14 protein-coding genes and 1 pseudogene are annotated in these 19,148 nt (G+C 67.6%); 7 read left to right on the top strand and 8 right to left on the bottom strand.

Going from position 1 to position 19,148, the window contains the following annotated elements:
* Positions 1–77 precede the first annotated feature (77 nt).
* Together KF780_09565 and greB are read left to right on the top strand one after the other, a co-directional pair.
* The gene (locus KF780_09565; protein ID MBX3562044.1) at positions 78–2,063 is read left to right on the top strand and encodes a lytic transglycosylase domain-containing protein; all 1,986 of its coding nucleotides are present in this window, start codon (positions 78–80) and stop codon (positions 2,061–2,063) included.
* 153 nt (positions 2,064–2,216) lie between these two features.
* Entirely contained in the window at positions 2,217–2,699 is a 483-nt protein-coding gene (gene greB, locus KF780_09560; protein ID MBX3562043.1) for a transcription elongation factor GreB, read from the top strand.
* Here the strand turns inward: greB and KF780_09555 are convergent.
* Positions 2,687–3,478, bottom strand: a complete 792-nt coding sequence (locus KF780_09555; protein MBX3562042.1) for a polyphosphate kinase — start codon at positions 3,476–3,478, stop codon at positions 2,687–2,689. The genes greB and KF780_09555 overlap by 13 nt on opposite strands.
* A 165-nt stretch (positions 3,479–3,643) precedes the next feature.
* The gene (aspS, locus tag KF780_09550; protein MBX3562041.1) at positions 3,644–5,425 is read right to left on the bottom strand and encodes an aspartate--tRNA ligase; all 1,782 of its coding nucleotides are present in this window, start codon (positions 5,423–5,425) and stop codon (positions 3,644–3,646) included.
* Between the two features lie 105 nt (positions 5,426–5,530).
* Here aspS and rnd point away from each other — a divergent pair, with 105 nt between their 5' ends.
* Positions 5,531–6,712 carry a ribonuclease D gene (rnd, locus tag KF780_09545; protein MBX3562040.1) on the top strand — a complete coding sequence of 394 codons (1,182 nt, stop codon included), beginning with the start codon at positions 5,531–5,533 and terminating at the stop codon, positions 6,710–6,712.
* On the top strand, positions 6,709–6,996 hold the full coding sequence (locus KF780_09540; protein ID MBX3562039.1) for a hypothetical protein: 288 nt from the start codon (positions 6,709–6,711) through the stop codon (positions 6,994–6,996). Before rnd ends, KF780_09540 begins: the two co-directional genes overlap by 4 nt.
* On the opposite strand, the gene KF780_09535 is transcribed toward KF780_09540, so the two are convergent.
* The 4 genes from KF780_09535 to KF780_09520 are packed head-to-tail and all read right to left on the bottom strand — an operon-like array spanning position 6,997 to position 12,479.
* The gene (locus KF780_09535) at positions 6,997–8,460 is read right to left on the bottom strand and encodes a Ppx/GppA family phosphatase (protein ID MBX3562038.1); all 1,464 of its coding nucleotides are present in this window, start codon (positions 8,458–8,460) and stop codon (positions 6,997–6,999) included. It abuts the gene before it with no gap.
* 11 nt (positions 8,461–8,471) lie between these two features.
* Positions 8,472–10,655, bottom strand: a complete 2,184-nt coding sequence (locus KF780_09530) for an RNA degradosome polyphosphate kinase (protein MBX3562037.1) — start codon at positions 10,653–10,655, stop codon at positions 8,472–8,474.
* Positions 10,655–11,278 (bottom strand): chromosomal replication initiator DnaA, encoded by a 624-nt coding sequence (locus KF780_09525; protein ID MBX3562036.1) that lies wholly within the window; start codon positions 11,276–11,278, stop codon positions 10,655–10,657. Before KF780_09525 ends, KF780_09530 begins: the two co-directional genes overlap by 1 nt.
* A 4-nt stretch (positions 11,279–11,282) precedes the next feature.
* Entirely contained in the window at positions 11,283–12,479 is a 1,197-nt protein-coding gene (locus tag KF780_09520; protein ID MBX3562035.1) for a heavy-metal-associated domain-containing protein, read from the bottom strand.
* Positions 12,480–12,554: 75 nt separating this feature from the next.
* On the opposite strand from KF780_09520, the gene purM reads away from it, so the two are divergent.
* Positions 12,555–13,661 carry a phosphoribosylformylglycinamidine cyclo-ligase gene (purM, locus tag KF780_09515; GenBank protein MBX3562034.1) on the top strand — a complete coding sequence of 369 codons (1,107 nt, stop codon included), beginning with the start codon at positions 12,555–12,557 and terminating at the stop codon, positions 13,659–13,661.
* Positions 13,654–14,639: pseudogene (gene purN / locus KF780_09510) on the top strand (phosphoribosylglycinamide formyltransferase). The gene purM and the pseudogene purN overlap by 8 nt, the downstream one beginning before the upstream one ends.
* Before the next feature lie 133 nt (positions 14,640–14,772).
* Here the strand turns inward: purN and ndk are convergent.
* Both ndk and KF780_09500 read right to left on the bottom strand, forming a co-directional pair.
* Positions 14,773–15,195, bottom strand: coding sequence for a nucleoside-diphosphate kinase (gene ndk / locus KF780_09505; protein ID MBX3562033.1), 423 nt, complete (start codon positions 15,193–15,195; stop codon positions 14,773–14,775).
* A 78-nt stretch (positions 15,196–15,273) separates the two neighbouring features.
* On the bottom strand, positions 15,274–16,752 hold the full coding sequence (locus KF780_09500; GenBank protein ID MBX3562032.1) for a leucyl aminopeptidase: 1,479 nt from the start codon (positions 16,750–16,752) through the stop codon (positions 15,274–15,276).
* Between KF780_09500 and KF780_09495 the strand changes: the two genes are divergently transcribed.
* A complete protein-coding gene (locus KF780_09495; protein ID MBX3562031.1) occupies positions 16,711–19,095 on the top strand; it encodes an LPS-assembly protein LptD in 2,385 nt (794 codons plus the stop codon). The two genes, KF780_09500 and KF780_09495, sit on opposite strands and share 42 nt — an antisense overlap.
* The last annotated feature ends 53 nt before the right edge of the window (positions 19,096–19,148 follow it).

Below are 19,148 nucleotides of genomic sequence, written 5' to 3'. Positions count from 1 at the left end.
TGTCCGCGGGATGTTCATCGCCTGATAAGGAGGGGGGCGTCATTCTGTCCAGCATGCATAAGGGAGCCGCCATCATAATGCTGCTCGGCGCGTCGGCCGGCGCGTTGGCGGCGAGTTCGATCGGGACTGTGACGACACGCGAGGCGCCGAAACCCGCGCCTGCCGCGCCGATCGCCCGGATGGCCGCCGCGACGCAATCCGCGCCCGCCCCGTCCAGTGCGATCGCCTCTTCGGTCGCGCGCTGGAGCAGCCTCAGACAAAGCGATTCCCTGCCCTTCTCCTCCTATGCCTCCTTCCTCGTTTCGCATCGCGGCTGGCCGGGAGAAGCGGGCCTCAGGCGCAGCGCCGAACGGCGGCTTTCGGCCGAAGCCGTCTCTCCGGCCGAGGTGCTGCGCTTTTTCGACGTCTTTCCGCCACTTACCGCCAGCGGCCACGCCCAGCGCGCGCTGGCCCTGCTCGCCACCGGACGGCGCGACGAGGCGCTGGCCGCGGCGCGCACCGCCTGGACCGAAGGCGTGATGGCGCAAACCGACGAGCAACGTCTGCTCGGCGCTTTTTCGGGCGGCTTCACGCCTGAGGATCATGACCGGCGCATCGACGCGCTGCTGAGCAACGGCGATCGGCAGACCGCCGCGCGGGCGATCGCCTGGGGCTCGGCGGCGCGGCGGCCGATGTTCGAGGCGCGGCTCGCCATGCAGAATCGCGCGGCGGACGCCGCCTCGCGCGTGGCGGCGCTCGACCGGGAGGCGGCAAGCGCCGATCCCGGCTTCGTCATCGACCGCGCCGCCTGGCTGCGCGAGACCGGCAATTCGTCAGGCGCGCGCGAATGGCTCGCTCAGCCGCGCCGGCTGCGCAGCCTGCCTGCCAATCCGGCCAAGTTCATGGACAGCGCGCTCGCCATCGCACGGGGCGCCGCCAACGACCGGCAATGGACACTGGCCTACAATATCGCCAGCCAGGTCGACGACCTGTTCCCGGCCGGCACGGACATCAGCACCCGCTCCTTCGCCGAGCGCGACAAATATACCGATCTCACCTGGCTGGCCGGCCAGGCGGCGCGGCGGATCAACCGTCCCGCCGACGCCGCCGGCATGTTCGACCGCTATGGCCGCGCGGCGCAATCGCCGCAGACCCGGGCCAAGGGCTTCTACTGGGCCGGTCGCGTCGCGGCGCAGGGCGGGCGCACCGATCAAGCCAATGCCTGGTTCGAGCAAGCGGCATCGAGCCCCGACCAATTTTACGGCCTGCTCGCGCTGGAGCGGCTGGGGCGCACGCCGCCGCCGCCGCCGCCCGCCACGCCGGCCACCGCCGCCGAGCGCCAGGAATTCGACCGGCGGCCGCTCGTCCAGGCGATCCGGCACCTCGGCGCGATCGGTTCCCGCAACGATCAGGGCCTGTTCGTGCGCGCGCTGGCCAGCAGCCTCGACACCAATCGCGAGCGCGAGATCGCGGCCGAGCTGGGCCGCTCGATCGGGCGGCTCGACATGGGCGTCTGGGCGGCGCGCGAGGCGCGCTCCGGCGGCGCCAGCTTCTATTCGCGCGCGGCCTTCCCGGAAGTGACTATCCCGCCCGCTTATCGCAATCACTGGGCGCCCGCGCACGGTATCATGCGGCAGGAAAGTTCGTTCGAGCGCAGCGCGGTCAGCTCCGCCAATGCGCGCGGTATGATGCAGCTCATCCCCGGCACCGCGCAGATCGAGGCGCGTCGCGTCGGCGTCCCCTACAATCTCGGCCGGCTGACCGAGGACCCGGACTACAATATCCTGCTCGGCAGCGCCCATCTCAACATGCTGATGGAGCGCTTCGGCAACAACATCATCCTCGTCGCCATCGCCTACAATGCCGGGCCGGGCCGGGTGCCGCAGTGGATCCAGCGCAACGGCGATCCCCGCCTGCCCGACGCCGACGTGCTGGAGTGGATCGAGAACATCCCGTTCTCCGAGACGCGCAACTATGTGCAGCGGGTCGTCGAGAATGCGATGATCTACGACCTGATGAACCCGGAAGGCAGCCGCTCGCAGGGCCGGGTGTCCTATTATCTGGGCCGCCAGGCGCTCAGGTAAGTCGTCATTCCGGCGAAAGCCGGAATCCATCTTTTCTTCTCTGCGATCTCTGCATCTCTGCGCGAACCATAATTTAGTGCACGCAGAGACGCGGAGGAAAGGGATAAAGAAGATGGATTCCGGCTTTCGCCGGAATGACGATAATGGAGCGCCATGACCGACAGGCCCAACCATATCACCCCTGAAGGCTTTCGCCGGCTGCGCGAGGAATATGAGGCCCTGTTCGCGGGCGAGCGGCCGAAGCTGCTGGAGACGATCGCCTGGGCGGCGGCCAATGGCGACCGGTCGGAAAATGCCGATTACCAATATGGCAGGCGGCGGCTGCGCGAGGTGGACCGGCGGATCAACTTCCTCGCTCGGCGGATGAAGGCGGCCAAGGTGATCGACCCGGCGCGACAGGAGGACAGGAGCCGCGCCTGGTTCGGCGCGACCGTCACCCTGGCCGACGAGGACGACAATGAGCGGGTCTTGACCCTGGTCGGCGAGGACGAGGCGGATGCCGCCGCCGGGCGGGTAAGCTGGCATTCCCCGATCGCCCGCGCGGTGCGCGGCGCGGCGGTGGGCGATGTGCGCCGCGTCGTCCTGCCCGCCGGCGCGAAGGATTATGAGGTGATGGCGATCCGCTATCCGGACTGATTGGGGCTCGCGCCGAACCCCTCCTCGGCGATCCGTGCCAGTTCGGGACGGACGGGCGGCGGCTTGGCGGGCAGCACGGCCGAGAGACGATCCGCGACATGAGTGAGCGCGGCGATCCGCGCCGCCTTCTTGTTGTTGCCGTCGATCACCGTCCAGGGCGCCCAGCGCGTATCAGTGCGCTTGAACATGTCCGCCAGCGCGTCGAGATAATCGGCGCGGCGGGCGCGATTGCGGAAATCGTCGGGGCCGACCTTCCACTGCTTCCAGGGATCTTCGAGCCGCTCCTTCAGGCGCTTGTCCTGGGTCTTCTGGGTGACGTGGAAGAAGAGCTTGATCAGGACGGTATCATCGGCGGCGAGCTGCGCCTCGAACTCATTGATCTCGTCATAGGCGCGGTTCCATTCGGCCGCGGTCGCGAAGCCCTCGACCCGCTCGACGAGGACGCGCCCGTACCAGGTGCGATCGAAGATCGCGACCTCGCCCGCCTCCGGCAGCCGCGTCCAGAATCGCCAGAGATAGTGGCGCGCCTTCTCCTCCGCGCTCGGCGCCGAGATCGGCCAGACCTTGTAGGATCGGGGATCGCAGGTCGCGGTCAGGCGCTGGATCGCCCCGCCCTTCCCCGCCGCGTCCCAGCCCTCGACGGCGACGATCGCCTTCTTCCTGTAGATGTCGGCGGCGACGAAGAGGCGGGAGATGCGCTCCTGCAACGCCTTCAGATCGGCGTCGTAGTCGCCGTCATATTTGGCGCCGGTTTCGTAGTCCTTGAGATCGATCGACATGAACCCACTCCGTTCGCCCTGATGATCAGGCCGCCATGCCCCCGGCATGGCTGCGAATGTACGGGGTACATTCGCACCTGATCATTGTCGAAGGGCTGTCCTTCTTTCCGCCATGTTTGAAGAAAGGACAGGGCTTCGACAAGCTCAGCCCGAACGGTTTTGGGATTAGGTTTTAGCCTGTTCGACGATGCGGATGTTGAGCTCGCGGAGTTGCTTGGCCGTCACGGCGCCCGGCGCGTTCATCATCAGGTCCTCGGCCTTCTGGTTCATCGGGAAGAGGACGACCTCGCGGATGTTGGGTTCGCCGGCGAGCAGCATGACGATGCGGTCGATGCCGGGGGCCGAGCCGCCGTGCGGCGGGGCGCCGAACTTGAAGGCGTTGATCATGCCCGCGAAGTTCGTGTCCACGTCCGCCTGCGTGTAGCCGGCGATCTCGAACGCCTTGTACATGATGTCCGGCCGGTGGTTGCGGATCGCGCCGGACGAAAGCTCCACGCCGTTGCAGACGATGTCGTACTGGAAAGCGAGGATGTCGAGCGGGTCCTTCGTCTCCAGCGCCTCCAGCCCGCCCTGCGGCATCGAGAAGGGGTTGTGGCTGAAATCGACCTTCTTCGCGTCCTCGTCATATTCGAACATCGGAAAATCGACGATCCAGCAGAAATCGAAGCGGCTCTCGTCGATCAGGCCCAGCTCCTCGCCGACGCGGGTGCGCGCCGCGCCGGCCAGCCTGGCCGCCTGCCCTTCCTTGCCGGCGGCGAAGAAGATGCCGTCATCGGGGCCGAGGCCCAGTTCGGCGATGAGCTTGCGGGTCGCCGCCTCGCCGTGATTCTTGGCGATCGGGCCGCCCAGCTCGCCGCCTTTCTGGGTGATGTAGCCCAAGCCGGCATGGCCTTCGGAGCGCGCCCAATCGTTCATGTCGTCGAAGAATTTGCGGCTCTTCTCCGCCGTGTTCGGCGCCGGAATGGCGCGGACCACGCCGCCGCCCTCGACGATGCGGGCGAACAGGCCGAAGCCCGAGCCCTCGAAATGCTTCGACACGTCGGAGATCAGGATCGGGTTCCTGAGGTCCGGCTTGTCCGAGCCGTATTTCAGCATCGCCTCGCGGAACGGGATGCGCGGGAACTGGCCGGCCGAAGTGACGGCGCGGCCGTTCGCGAATTCCTCGAACACGCCGGCCAGCACCGGTTCGATCGCTTCGAACACGTCGTCCTGGGTGACGTAGCTCATCTCGAAATCGAGCTGGTAGAATTCGCCGGGCGAGCGATCGGCGCGGGCGTCCTCGTCGCGGAAGCAGGGGGCGATCTGGAAGTAGCGATCGAAGCCGGCGACCATGATCAGCTGCTTGAACATCTGCGGCGCCTGGGGAAGCGCATAGAACTTGCCGGGATGGACGCGGGAGGGGACGAGATAGTCGCGTGCGCCTTCTGGGGACGAGGCGGTGAGGATCGGGGTCTGGAACTCGGTGAAGCCCTGGTCGATCATCCGGCGGCGGATCGAGCTGATCACGTTGGAGCGTAGCAGGATGTTGGCGTGCAGCCGCTCCCGGCGCAGGTCCAGGTAGCGATAGCGCAGGCGGATATCCTCGGGATATTCGGCCTCACCGGCGACCGGCAGAGGCAGCTCTTCGGCGGCGGACTGGACGGTCACGGCATCGGCGACCACCTCGATCGCGCCGGTCGGCAGATTCGGATTGGTCGCTTCGGGACCGCGCGCCACCACTTCGCCGTCGATCGTCACCACCGACTCGACGCGCAGATGCTCCAGCACCTTCAGCGCTTCGCTGTTGGCGCGGCAGACGATCTGGGTGAGGCCGTAATGGTCGCGCAGATCGACGAAGAGCACGCCGCCATGATCGCGCTTGCGATGGACCCAACCGGACAGACGAACGGTTTCGCCGACATGGCTTTCGCGGAGTTCGCCGCAATTGTGGGTGCGATAGGCGTGCATCAGTGGCTTTCGAGGTTCGATTTATGTGGAAAAGTGCGTGACGAGGCGCTTCGCGTCACTCGCGGCGCTTTGTCAAGCGACGCGGCGCCGTTATGAGGGCCGCCAATGCAGATTCATCCGCTCATCACCGACACCGAGTCCCTCGAAAAGCTCTGCGACCGGCTCGCCAAATCCGACTTCGTCGCCGTGGACACCGAGTTCATGCGCGAGAACACCTATTGGCCCGATCTGTGCCTGTTCCAGATCGCCAATAGCGAGGAGGCCGCCGCAATCGATCCCAAGGCGGAGGGCATCGATCTCGCGCCCCTGCTCGAGCTGCTCGTCAACAACGAGAGGGTGCTCAAGGTCTTCCATGCGGGCGGCCAGGACATCGAGATCATCGTCAACCTGACCGGCGGCACCCCCTTCCCGATCTTCGACACCCAGGTCGCGGCGATGGCGCTCGGGCTCGGCGAGCAGGTGGGCTATTCCAACCTGGTCGAATCGCTGCTCGGGCGCAGCCTCGACAAAGGCGCGCGCTTCACCGACTGGGCGCGCCGCCCGCTCGACAAGCGCCAGATCGACTATGCGATCGGCGACGTCACCCACCTCGCCGAGCTGTTCCCGAAAATGCTGGATCGGCTGATGAAGACGGGACGCGGCCAGTGGCTGGATCAGGAGATGGACCGCATTGCCGACCCCACCAATTACATCAACGATCCGCACCTCGCCTGGAAGAAGGTCAAAATCCAGAGCCGCAAGGCGGAAGTGCTGGGGCGGCTGAAGGGGCTGGCGGCGTGGCGCGAGATCGAGGCGCGATCCAAGAACCTGCCGCGCGGGCGAATCATGAAGGACGAAACGCTGGCGGACATCGCCATGCACCCGCCCGCCGACCAGGACGCGCTGGGCCGGGTGCGCGGGCTTTCGGCGGCGTGGAAGGCGAACGATATCGGCTCCAGGATGATGGATGCGCTGGAACTGGCGGAACCTCTGCCCGCCGACGAGATGCCCGCCCGCGACGACCGCGGCCCCGGTCTGGGACGCGAAGGCGCCCTGGTCGCCGATTTGCTGAAGCTGCTGCTCAAGATTCGCGCGCGGGAAAGCAATGTCGCACCCCGGCTGGTGGCGCGCTCGGAAGAACTGGAACTGCTCGCGGCGGGGCGACGCGACGGGCTCGCGATTCTCGAAGGCTGGCGGTTCGACGAATTCGGCCGCGATGCGTTGGACCTGGTGGAAGGCCGGCTGGCCTTCGCGATCAAGGGGGGAAAACTGGCCATGACCCGAACCGAAACGGAGCCCACCCCATGAAATTGCCCATCGCCGCCTTCGCCCTGATCGGCACCGCCGCCTGCGTCACGACCGACGATGCCGCCGCGCCCGAGCCCAGCTATCGCTGCAACGCCGATGCGGTGCAGAACCTGGTCGGCCGCGAACCGTCCAGCGAAGTGGGCGCCGACGCGCTGGCGCGCAGCAATTCGCGCTCCCTGCGCTGGATTCGCCCCGGCGACGCGGTGACGATGGATTATCGCGAAGACCGGCTGAACATCCATATCGACGCGCGCGGGCGGATCGAGCGGATCACCTGCGGCTGATCAGCCGACCCTGATCTCCGCGTCCAGGCCGAGCTCGCCGGCAAGGACGCGCAGGCGGCGTTCGACCGATTCGCCGATCAGCGCGGCATCGTCGCGCCGCATTTCCAGCACCAGGGTCGCGCCGTCGCGATGGAGGCGGCTGCGCTCCAGCCCGGCCGCGACTCCGCCGCTGAGGCGCTGGCCGAGGCGCATTGCCAGGCCCCAGAGCCCGGCGCGCGTCAACTCCTCCGGCGTGCACAAGGCGGCGATCGTCGGATAAGGCAGGTCGCGCTCGCCGCCGAAAGCGCGGAACAAGGCGAGCGCCAGCATCACCCGGCCCGGCGCGTCGATCGCCACCCAGTTGCCGTGCAGCGCCATGTCGATGCCGCGCTCGGCCCGGAAATCGGGGTGCGCGGCCCAGGCGATGTCGGAGAGCAGGCAGGCGGCAAGGCGCAGGCGCGCCTGGCGCGGGCTGTCGTCGAAGGCCGGCGCGATCCAGGTATCGAGAAGAGCGCCATGCTGTGCGAAGCGGCCCAGCCCCGCCCCGGCCTCGCGCGCCGCCTCGATCAGCGGATCGCGGGTGCGCTGCGCCGGATCGAGCTCGTCATAGAGCAGCCCTTCGCGGATGCCGAAGCTGGAGACGATGAGCGCGGCGGGCCGCAACGCATCGACCAAAGCGGTCAGCAGACAATTCGCGACAGGCAGGCTGGGGATGCGTGAGGACGAGACCGACGCCAAATCGCGCAGGCCGTCAGGGCCGAGCTTACGCAACGCTTCGGCCAGCGTGGCGGGACGGCCGGGCAGCATCGCGTGCTGATGGGTGATCGGCAACGGATGATCGGCCAGCGCCATGTCGAACTGGGCGAGCGCGCGCCAGCTGCCGCCGACGAGATAGAGCGGCTTGCCCTCCCCCTTGTCCGCGAAGCCGGCGGCGGCCACCGCCTTGCCGACCTTCTTCGCAAAGGCGGCATCGCCTTCCGCGACCAGTGCATCGAGCCGCAGCACACCCAGCGGCAAAGACGCGGCGCGCTTCGCCTTGCGCTTCGCCACCGCCACCAGCTCCAGGCTGCCGCCGCCGAGATCGCCGACCAGGCCATCGGCATCTGGAATGGCGGAAACAACGCCAAGTCCGGCCATGCGCGCCTCTTCTTTGCCGGCCAGGACGAGCGGATCGAGACCGATTGCGCGCACCTCGTCGAGGAAAGCGGCACCGTTCGAAGCCTCGCGCACCGCGGCAGTGGCGACGGTGCGGGTGCGGACCACACCCATCTGCTGGGTCAGCAGACGGAAGCGATCGAGCGCGCGCAGCGCCCGCGCCTGCGCCTCCTCGCCCAGCGCGCCGGTTTCGCCCATGTCGCGGCCGAGGCCCGCCATCACCTTTTCGTTGAAGATGATCGACGGGATGCGGGTCGCGCCAGAATAGACGACGAGGCGCACGGAATTGGAGCCGATGTCGATGATCGCGACCGGCGCGCGGGCATACATGACCGGTACGCCTATTGCTGGCCGCGCGGAAGACGCAGCTTCTGGGGATAGGCACCGCGGCCATGGCCAGCGGCTCCGCGGCCCGACAAAGACGGATTGGTCATGAAATAATGATGCAGGTTGAACGGCTTGCCGTCCACGCCGGGCACGAGCCGTTCATAGCTGCCGTCCGCCCGCAGCCGCCAGCTCTGCTCGGTGTCGATGATATTGGCGACCATCACCTGATCGAGGATCTGGGCATGAACCGTGTCGTTCCCGACCGGCAGCGCATATTCGACCCGCCGGTCGAAATTGCGCGGCATCCAGTCGGCCGATGAGATGCAGACCTCCGCCTCGCGATTGGGCAGCTCGCCGCCATTGCCGAAGCACCAGATGCGGCTGTGCTCCAGGAAGCGGCCGACGATCGACTTGACCCGGATATTCTCGGAGAGGCCCGGCACGCCGGGGCGCAGGCAGCAGATGCCGCGGATGATGAGGTCGATCTCCACGCCGGCCGCGCTCGCCTCGTAGAGCTTGTCGATGATCGCGGGATCGACCAGCGAGTTCATCTTCGCCCAGATCGCCGCCGGCCGCCCGGCGCGGGCATTGCCGATCTCGCGATCGATGAGATCGCCCAGCCGGGCCCGCATGTCGTTGGGCGACATCACGATCAGCTCCAGCCCGCGCGGCTCGATATAGCCGGTGATGTAGTTGAAGACGTGGGCGACATCGCGGCCGACGCGCGGATCGGCGGTGAAGTAGCTGAGGTCGGTGTAGATCTTCGCGGTGATCGGGTGGTAATTGCCGGTGCCGAGGTGGCAATAGGTGCGGTAGCTCCCCTCCTCGCGCCGCACGACCATCGACATCTTGGCGTGCGTCTTCCATTCGATGAAGCCGTAGACGACCTGCACGCCGGCGCGCTCCAGCGCGCTCGCCCACATCAAATTCTGCTCCTCGTCGAAGCGGGCCTTCAATTCCACGACGGCGGTGACGGATTTGCCCGCCTCGGCGGCGGCGATCAGGGCGTTGATGACCGCCGACTGCTTGCCGGCGCGGTAGAGCGTCTGCTTGATCGCCACCACGTCCGGGTCCTCGGCCGCCTGGCGCAGGAAGGCGAGCACGACGTCGAAGCTCTCATAGGGATGGTGGACGACGATGTCCTTGGCCCGGATCGCGGCGAAGCAGTCGCCGCCATATTCGCGGATGCGCTCCGGAAAACGGGCGGAGAAGGCCGGGAACTTCAAGTCGGCGCGGTCCTCGTCGACCAGCATGGCGAGATCGGCGATGCCGAGGAAGCCGGTCGATTCGAAGACCAAAGCCTCGCTGGCGTCGAGGCCGTCGCGGACCAGGGCGACGAGGTCGTCCGGCATGTCCGCCTCCAGCTTCAGCCGGATGACGCGGCCGCGCCGGCGGCGCTTGATGGCCGAGCGGAAGAAGCGGACGAGATCCTCCGCCTCTTCCTCGATCTCGATGTCGCTGTCGCGGATGATGCGGAAGGCGCCGCCGCCGAGCATCTCGTAGCCGGGGAACAGCATCGCCGCCTGGCGGCGGATCAGCCGCTCGATCGCGATATAGCGCGCCGCCTCCCCCGGCAGGCGGACGAAGCGCGGCAGCGTCGCCGGCACCATCAACAACTCCTGGATCGGCGCGCCGTCCGACAGGCGCTTCAGATCGAAGACGAGGCTGAAGCCCTTGTTGGGGATGAACGGGAAGGGATGGGCCGGATCGATCGCCTGGGGCGTGAGGACCGGGAAGATATGGTCGCGGAAATGATCGTCGAGCCAGGCGGCGTCCTCGCCCGTGATCTCGTCCTCGCCGAGCACGGCGAAGCCGGAGTCGCGCAGCAGGCCGCGCAGGTGCCGCCAGACCTCCTGCTGGCTGGCGGTCAGCGCGTTCGATTCGTCGGCGATCGCGGCGAGCTGCTGGGCGGGCGTGAGGCCGTCGACGGAGGGCTCCTCGACGCCGAGCAATTGCTGCGCCTTGAGGCCCGCGACGCGCACCATGAAGAACTCGTCGAGATTGTTGCCGGAGATGGAGAGGAAGCGCAGCCGCTCCAGCAAGGGATGCGCCTCGTTGCACGCCTCCTCCAGCACGCGGCGGTTGAAGGCGAGCCAGGACAATTCCCGGTTGAAATAACGGCGCGTGTCGCCGGTCGAATCGGGGGTCGGCGCGGCGGCCGGATCGGCATCGTTGGCGGGCGTCGCGGCGGGTTGCATCAGCGTCCTCTTGCGCGGCCGATCATTCCGGCCTCCTCCAGTGCCTTTTTCGCCATTGGCACGGTCATGCGACGATGATGCGACAGCATGGCCTGGTCGAGAAGATCGACGATCTTCAAGGCCGCCACATAGCTGCGTTCGACGCGCGGGACCAGATAGTCGGCGAGATCGGACGGCGTGACGATGCCCCGGTCGTTGAGCAATTTGACGACGAGATCGCCGAGCAGCGCGTCGTCCGGCGCGCCCAGCGCGACATGGGGCGTGGCGGCGAGGCGCGATTTGAGGTCGGGCAGCGCGACCTCCCAGGCGGGCGGCGGCGCGGCAGCGACGATCAGCAGCGGCTTGCGGCGCGCCTGGGCATCGTTCCAGGCGTGGAACAGGGCCTCCTCGTCATGATCCTCGGCATTGTCGAACAGCCGGCCGCCGGTCTTGCGCACGAAGATGCGGCCGAGCAGGCTGCGGCCCGACTTGCGCGGCCCGGTGACGAGCGTCGCCATGACCGGCCAGAGCGACCAGCGGGCGAGATGCTCGAAGGCGGCGCGATTGGCTTCGGACAGGAGGAAATCCTCCTCCCGATCGGCCACCGGCCAGTCGAGCGGCAGCGCGATCTGATTGAGGCCCATGCGCCTAGCGCGAGATCCGGACGGTGTTGCCGCCCAGCACCTGCACCCGCCAGCCCTGCGCCGCCAGCGCCGCCTGGAAGCCCGCCGCATCGCCCGCATAGGTGACGCGCATGACCGACGTGCCGCCGAGCGCGAGACTGGTCGTGACGGCGGAGGTCACGCCGCCGACCCGGCTGACCGCCAGCTCCGCGCCCTGCACCGACCCGGCATCGGGCGTCTCGATCTGGACGTTGAAAGTCGTCGTGGGGCCGACCGGAACGGGGAGAGCGATCGGCTCGTCCGGCACGATCTCCTCGATCTCGCGCTGGACCGCCGGCTCGATGATCACCAGGCTGGAATCGGGGCGCAGCCGCCCCTGCTCCAGCGCCTGCGTGTAGAGCGCGTCCAGCCGGCGCACGCCCTCGTCGAGCATCGCGCGCACCTGCTGGCCGTTGTCGGCGCGCAGGCGGAAACTGCCCAGCACGTCGCCGTCCGGGCCGAAACGGGCGGTGAAGACTCCGAGCGCCGGACCGCCGGGATAGAGGCGGCGCAGGTCCAGCTCGGCCACCAGCACGTCCGCGGCGCCATATTGATCGAGGATCATCCGCCACCAGCCGCGCCCGCGCCGCCCGGTCTGCGACAGGTTGAGCAGCAGCGGATCGATGCCCGTGCCGGAGGTGCGGACATAGTCGATCGGGCTGCCGGCGGTGCGGAATTCGGCCCAGGCGCGCTGCCAGTCGTTCTGGAACTCGAAGCTGTAGGCGCTGCCGCCGGTCTTCAGCACCGGGATGACCAGCATCGCGGCGGAGCGGCGCTGCAGCCCCTCGACGCCGAGCATCTGGCCGGTGCGCGCGCGATCGAACAGCACGCCGAGCCGCGCGATGTAGCGGGTCGGCCCGATCTGCTCGGAATCGATGATGATGCCGCTGACGATCGAGTTCAGGACCGATTCGGACAGATTCGGCGCCTGCGCGACGGGCCGGCCGGTGGTGCGCGACCACAGGAGCCGCCAGCCTTCGCGCTGCGCCCGGCGCCAGCCTTCGACGCGGGCGGCCTCGCCGCTGGCGGCGCGCACGTCCACCTCGACGCCCATCACCTCGAAATTGCTGGTCGAATCGATCGGCGCGATGCCCCGGTCGGCGCCGTCCAGCTGGGCATGGATCAGCCTCGCCCCGCCGCCGATTGCGACGAGCGCGAGCGGAATCGCGAGGGCGAGAAGAATATGGGAACGCTTCACGGGCGCCTTTTTGGCGAGTTGGGCGTGGAAATCCAAGCCTGTTGTGGCTAGGCGCGGCTCATGGTGAACCGCACGCACAATCAGAAGCCCTATACCTATGCCGGCGCCGGGGTCGACATCGCCGCCGGCAATGCGCTGGTGAAGGCGATCGCGCCGCTCGCCAGGGCGACGGCCCGGCCGGGGGCGGATGCCTCGCTGGGCGGCTTCGGCGGCTTCTTCGATCCGAAGGCGGCGGGCTATGCCGATCCGCTGCTGGTCGCGGCCAATGACGGGGTCGGCACCAAGCTGAAGCTCGCCATCGACTCCGGCCGGCACGAGGGCGTCGGCGTGGATCTGGTGGCGATGTGCGCCAACGACCTGATCGTGCAGGGCGCCGAGCCGCTCTTCTTCCTAGACTATTTCGCCACCGGCAAGCTGGAGGCGGGCTTGGCCGAAGCGGTGATCGCCTCGATCGCCGAGGGCTGCAAGCAGGCGGGCTGCGCGCTGATCGGCGGCGAGACGGCGGAGATGCCGGGCATGTACGCGCCGGGCGATTACGACCTGGCCGGCTTCTGCGTCGGCGCGGTCGAGCGCGGCGAGCAGCTGACCGGCGACAAGTTGAAGGCGGGCGACACGATCCTCGGGCTCGCCTCGTCCGGCGTTCATTCCAACGGCTTTTCGCTAGTCCGCCGGCTCGCCGCCGACAAGGGCTGGAAGCTCGATCGCCCGGCCCTGTTCGACCAGGACATGCTGCTGATCGAGGCGCTGCTGGCGCCGACGCGCATCTATGTGAAGCCGCTGCTGCCGGCGATCCGCGCCGGCAGGATCTCCGCGCTCGCCCATATCACCGGCGGGGGACTGCTGGAAAATATCCCGCGCGTGCTGCCGGACCATCTCCATGCCCGGATCGATGCCGGTGCCTGGGCGCAGCCGCGGTTGATGGCCTACCTCCAGGCGCAGGGCAATATCGAGCCCGAGGAGATGGCGCGCACGTTCAACTGCGGCATCGGCATGGCGCTGATCGTATCGCAAGAGAATGTGAACGATGTCACACAGCAGCTTGAACAGGCTGGAGAAGCCGTCTTCGCGATCGGTCATGTCGAAGCCGGTGCGAAGGGCTGCACCATAACCGGCAACGCCGAGACCTGGAGCGCGCGGAGCGACTGGGCCGCCACCCATCATGGCTGAACGCATCCGGATCGGGGTGCTGATCTCCGGGCGCGGCTCCAACATGGTCGCGCTGTCGGAATATAAGCGCCGCGATCCCGACCGGGCTTATGACATCGCGCTGGTCGCATCGAACGTACCCGGCGCGCGCGGGCTGGTCGCGGCGAAACGGCTGGGCATTCCGACCTGGGCGATGAGCCACAAGGGGATGGCCCGCGCCGATTACGACGCGGAGCTGGACAAGGCGCTGGAGGCCCATGAGATCGGCCTGGTCGCGCTTGCGGGCTATATGCGGCTGCTGTCGCCGGAATTCGTGGCGCGCTGGCCGGATCGCATCCTCAACGTCCATCCCTCGCTGCTGCCGCTGCACAAGGGGTTGGACACGCATCGGCGCGCCTTGCTGGCGGGGGACGAATATGGCGGATGCTCGGTCCATATCGTGACCGACGATCTCGATTCCGGCCCAGTCCTGGCCCAGTCCAGGGTTCGCATCCAGCCGCGGGACGATGCCGACAGCCTTTCCGCGCGCGTGCTGGAAGCGGAGCACGGACTCTATCCGCAGGCGCTGGACGCCTATTGCCGCCTGCTGCGCGGCGACGCAATCGAACAGGAGGATGTGGCATGAGCCCCGATCGAGACGCCTGTTACGCGCGGGTGCGTGCGATCTGCCTTTCCCTGCCGGGCGCGGCGGAGAAAATCTCGCACGGCCAGCCGGTCTTCCTGATCGACAAGGGCAGAATCTTCGCCTGGTTCCTGCACGATCATCACGCCAACGACATCACGTCCGTCGCGGTGAAGACCGGCGGCGCGGAGGAGCAGGACATGCTGATCGAGGCCGATCCGGACCTCTATTACCGGCCGGCCTATCTGGCGCCGTCGGGCTGGATCGGCATCCAGCTGGACGGCGAGACGGTCGACTGGGACCATGTCGCGGATCGGATCGAGAGCAGCTGGGCGATGGTCGCGCCCAGGCGGCTGGCGGAGATGCGGGGCTTCTGAATTTCCTCCCCATGCTTTCGTGGGGAGGGGGACCAGCGAAGCTGGTGGAGGGGTTGGCGAAGGCCTGAAAGTTACCCCTCCACAATCCTTTGGATGGTTCCCCTCCCCGGCAAATGCCGGGGAGGAAAGGAGGTCAGCCGACGATCTCTTCCGGCGTGAAGAAGAAGTCGATCTCGATCTTCGCATTCTCGTCGCTGTCCGAACCGTGGACGCTGTTCGCCTCGATCGATTCGGCGAAGGTCTTGCGGATCGTGCCCGCGTCGGCGTTCTCGGGATTGGTCGCGCCCATCACCTCGCGGTTGCGGGCGACGGCGTCCTCGCCCTCGAGCACCTGCACGACCACCGGGCCGGAGGTCATGAAGGCGACCAGATCGTTGAAGAAGGGGCGCTCGCGGTGGACACCGTAGAAACCCTCGGCCTGTTCCCTGGTCATGTGGATGCGCTTGGAGGCGACGATGCGCAGGCCGGCCTCCTCCAGCTTGGCGGTGACCGCGCCGGTGAGGTTGCGCCGGGTCGCGTCCGGCTTGATGATCGAGAAGGTGCGCGTCGTGGCCATGGCCCGAGAAACTCCGTGTCTGGAAGGAATGTTGCGGCGGCTCTCTAGAGAGGGCACGCCGCAAGGGCAAGAGCCGCTTCAGCCTTCGTGATTGTCGGCGATGTAACGGTCGAGCAGGGCCACGCCGTAACCGGTGGCGCCCTTGTCGAAGAGCGCGCCCGGCTTGTCGGCCCAGACCATGCCGGCAATGTCGAGATGCGCCCATTTGACGCCTTCCTCGACGAAGCGCTGGAGGAAGCAGGCGGCGGTGATCGAACCGGCGTCGCGCGACGCGCTGTTGCGCATGTCGGCGATCTGCGAGTCCATGATCTTGTCGTAAGCGTCGTTCATCGGAAAGCGCCAGACCTTGTCGCCGCTGGCGAGGCCGGCGGCGGTGAGGCCGGCGGCAAGGCCGTCGTCATTCGAGAACAGACCGCCATGCTCGTGACCCAGGCTGATGATCATCGCCCCGGTCAGGGTGGCGAGGTCGATCATCACCTCGGGCTTGAACTCGCGCTGCGCCCAGGTCATCGCGTCGGCGAGGACGAGGCGGCCTTCGGCATCGGTGTTGATGACCTCGATCGTCTGGCCGGACATCGAGGTGACGACATCGCCGGGACGCTGGGCATTGCCGTCCGGCATGTTCTCGGCCAGCGCGCAGACGCCGATCACGTTCGCCTTCGCCTTGCGCCCGGCGATCGCCTTCAGCGCCCCCACAACGGCGCCGGCGCCGCCCATGTCCCATTTCATCGCTTCCATGCCCTGGGCGGGCTTGATCGAGATACCGCCGGTGTCGAAAGTGATCCCCTTCCCCACCAGCACGACGGGCTTCTTGCCTTTGACACCGCCGTTCCAGCGCAGCACCAGCAGCCGGGGCGGACGCACCGAGCCCTGGCCCACGCCGAGCAGCGCCCCCATGCCGAGCTTCGCCATCTGCTTCTCGTCGAGCACGTCGATCTCGACGCCCATCCCGTCGAACGAGGCCCGGACGCGCTCCACGAACGTCTGCGGGAAGACGATGTTGGACGGCTCGGTGACGAGGCCGCGGGTGAGATCGAGGCCCGTCAGAACGGCGGACAGATGCGCCCACTCGGCTTTCACCCCCTCCGGCCCACCGACAATGATCGCTTCGGCGAGCGTCGGACGCTGCTTGCGGCCGAGCTTGGTGCGGTAGATGTCGTAGCGCCACGAGCGTGCCGCGGCGCCGAAGGCGAGCCGCGCCGCCTGGCGCGCGTCGAGGGACAGGCCGGTGAGGTCGATCACCAGCTTCGTTTCGCCCGAAGTGAGCAGCCGGGCGGTGAGTGCGCCGCCGACGCGCTCATACAGGCCCGCCTCGTCGCTCTTGCCGCGGAGGCCGACGAGCAGCAGCCGCCGCGCGGCGTCCTTCTCGTCGATAAAGGTCTCGGCGATCGCACCGACTTCGCGCTCGAAGCGTTGCGCCTCGGCCGAGCGGGTGGCCAATGTCCGCGCCGCGTCGTCGAAGCCCTGCAGCCGGTCGTGCAGCATGTCTTCGCCCCGGACGGGAATGGCGAGTGCATGGGCGCCTTTCGGTCGCGCGGCGGCGAAACTGACCTGAATCACGAAACAAATCTCCCAAGACGGCCGTTTGCGTGGCCGGATAGACCCGCCATTGCAGGGAGCGGGCGCAGGTGCAATAGGCTGGGGCGCCTTCAGGACACTGGGCTCGGGCCAGGGCAGCGGGATTTTGTGACGACGTTTCGAACCATCTGCCGGACCGCCTTGCCCCTGCTGCTCGGCCTGCCTTGCGCCGGCTGGGCGCAGGAGCCGCCGGCTCCGGCCAGCGCCGCCGCGCCCGACCAGGTCGCGTTCAGCGCAGACCGGCTGGAATATGATCAGGACAGCGAGTTGGTGACCGCCGCCGGCGAAGTGCGGATGAACCGCGAAGGCTACAATCTGCGTGCCGACACCGTCACCTGGAACCGGACCAGCGGGGAGGTGCGCGCCGGCGGCGATGTCCGGCTGATCAGCCCGGGCGGCGACGTCGCTTATGGCGACAGCGTGCTGCTCGAAGACAATCTGCGCGACGGCGTGATCGAAAATCTGCTGCTCGTGCTGGCCGACGGCGGTCGGCTCGCCGCGATAGAGGCGCGGCGCGAGAACGGTATCACGACGCTGAACCGGGCCGCCTACACGCCCTGCGCGGTCGTCGATGCCGAGGGCTGCCCCAAGGCACCGACCTGGCAGATCAATGCAGTGCGCGTCACCCACGATCCCGTCCGCCGCCGGATCAGCTATCAAGGTGCGACGCTCAACCTGTTCGGCACTCCGATCCTGGGCCTGCCCGGCCTGTCGCACCCGGACGGGAGCCAAGGCGGCGGCAGCGGCGTGCTGGTTCCGGAAATCCGCTACGACCGGCTGAACGGGCTGGAGATCAGCGTTCCCTATTATCTACGCTTCGCGTCCAACCGCGATCTCACCCTCACGCCGCACATCTATACCGAGGTCGCCCCGATGCTGGAGGCGGAATATCGCCAGCTCACCCGGCGCGGCGCCTTCCAGTTGCACGGTTACGGCACCTTCGGATCGCGCCTCGCGATCGATCCGAATTTGCCCGATCCTGAGGGAGATCGCGGTTTTCGCGGCTATATCGAAGGCAGCGGCCGCTGGCAGCTCAACCCGCAATGGAGCGTGACCGCGGCGGGGCGCTACGCCACCGACCGCACCTTCATGCGCCGCTACGATATCTCGCGGGACGACCGGCTGCGCTCGATGATCGAGGTCGAGCGGATCGGGACGGACAGCTATGTCTCGATTGCAGGCTGGGCGTTCCAGGGCCTGCGCGTCACCGATGTGGAGGGGCAGCAGCCGATCGCGCTGCCGGCGATCGACGCGCGCTGGCGGCTCGCCGATCCATGGGCCGGCGGGCGTTTCGAGCTAAGGGTCAACAGCCTTTCCATCCTGCGCCCCGAAGGCCAGGACACGCAGCGCGCCTTCGCCAGCGCCGAATGGGAACGTCGCGACATCCTGCCCTGGGGCCAGGAACTGGTGCTCACCGCTTTCGCGCGCAGCGATGTCTATCACGCCAACGACACCCTGCTCACCCAGACGGAGCTTTATCGCGGCACGGAGGGATGGAGCGGCCGTTTCATCGGCGCGGTCGCGGCCGATCTCAAATGGCCTTTCATCGGCACGTTTCTCGGCGGCACCCAGCGGCTGACTCCGCGCCTCCAGTTCGTCGCCTCGCCGGCGACCGACAATCTCGACATCCCCAACGAGGACGCGCGCGCCGTCGATCTGGAGGATTCCAACCTGTTCGCGCTCAATCGCTTCCCCGGCCATGACCGCTGGGAGGACGGCGTGCGCATCACTTACGGCGCCGACTGGGCTTTCGACCTGCCCGGCATCGCGGTCCGCACCAATATCGGCCAGAGCTACCGGCTGAGCACGCGCGAGAGCATCCTGCCGATCGGCACCGGCCTTTCCGACCGCTTCTCCGACATTGTCGGCCGCACGACGCTGCGCATCGGCCGGCGCGTCAATCTCGTCCATCGCTTCCGGCTCGACAAGGAAAGCCTCAGCATCAGGCGCAACGAGATCGACGCCACGGTCGGCGGGCGCCAGACCTATGCGACGATCGGCTATTTGCGGCTCGACCGCGATGTGGACCCCGGGATCGAGGACCTGCGCGACCGCGAGGAAATCCGTTTCGGCGGGCGGGTGCGATTCGCGCGTTACTGGTCGATCTTCGGATCGGCGGTGATCGACCTGACCGACCGGCAGGAGGATCCGCTGTCCCAATCGGACGGCTTCGATCCGGTCCGCCACCGCATCGGCATTCTCTATGACGACGAATGTATCGAGCTTGGCCTGACCTGGCGGCGCGACTATGAGACGACCGGCGACGCGCGGCGCGGCAACACCTTCCTCATCCGGGTGGCGTTGCGCAATCTCGGCCGCTAAAGAACGGCGCTAAGCTTTGGTTCAGCATGGAACGGGCAGGATCGAAGCCTGCG

Origin of the sequence: Sphingomonas sp. (genome assembly GCA_019635535.1) — a bacterium.
Classification (GTDB): domain Bacteria; phylum Pseudomonadota; class Alphaproteobacteria; order Sphingomonadales; family Sphingomonadaceae; genus Allosphingosinicella.
The sequence above is the reverse complement of the archived record's forward strand: the minus strand, read 5'-3'. Positions and strand labels throughout refer to the sequence as shown.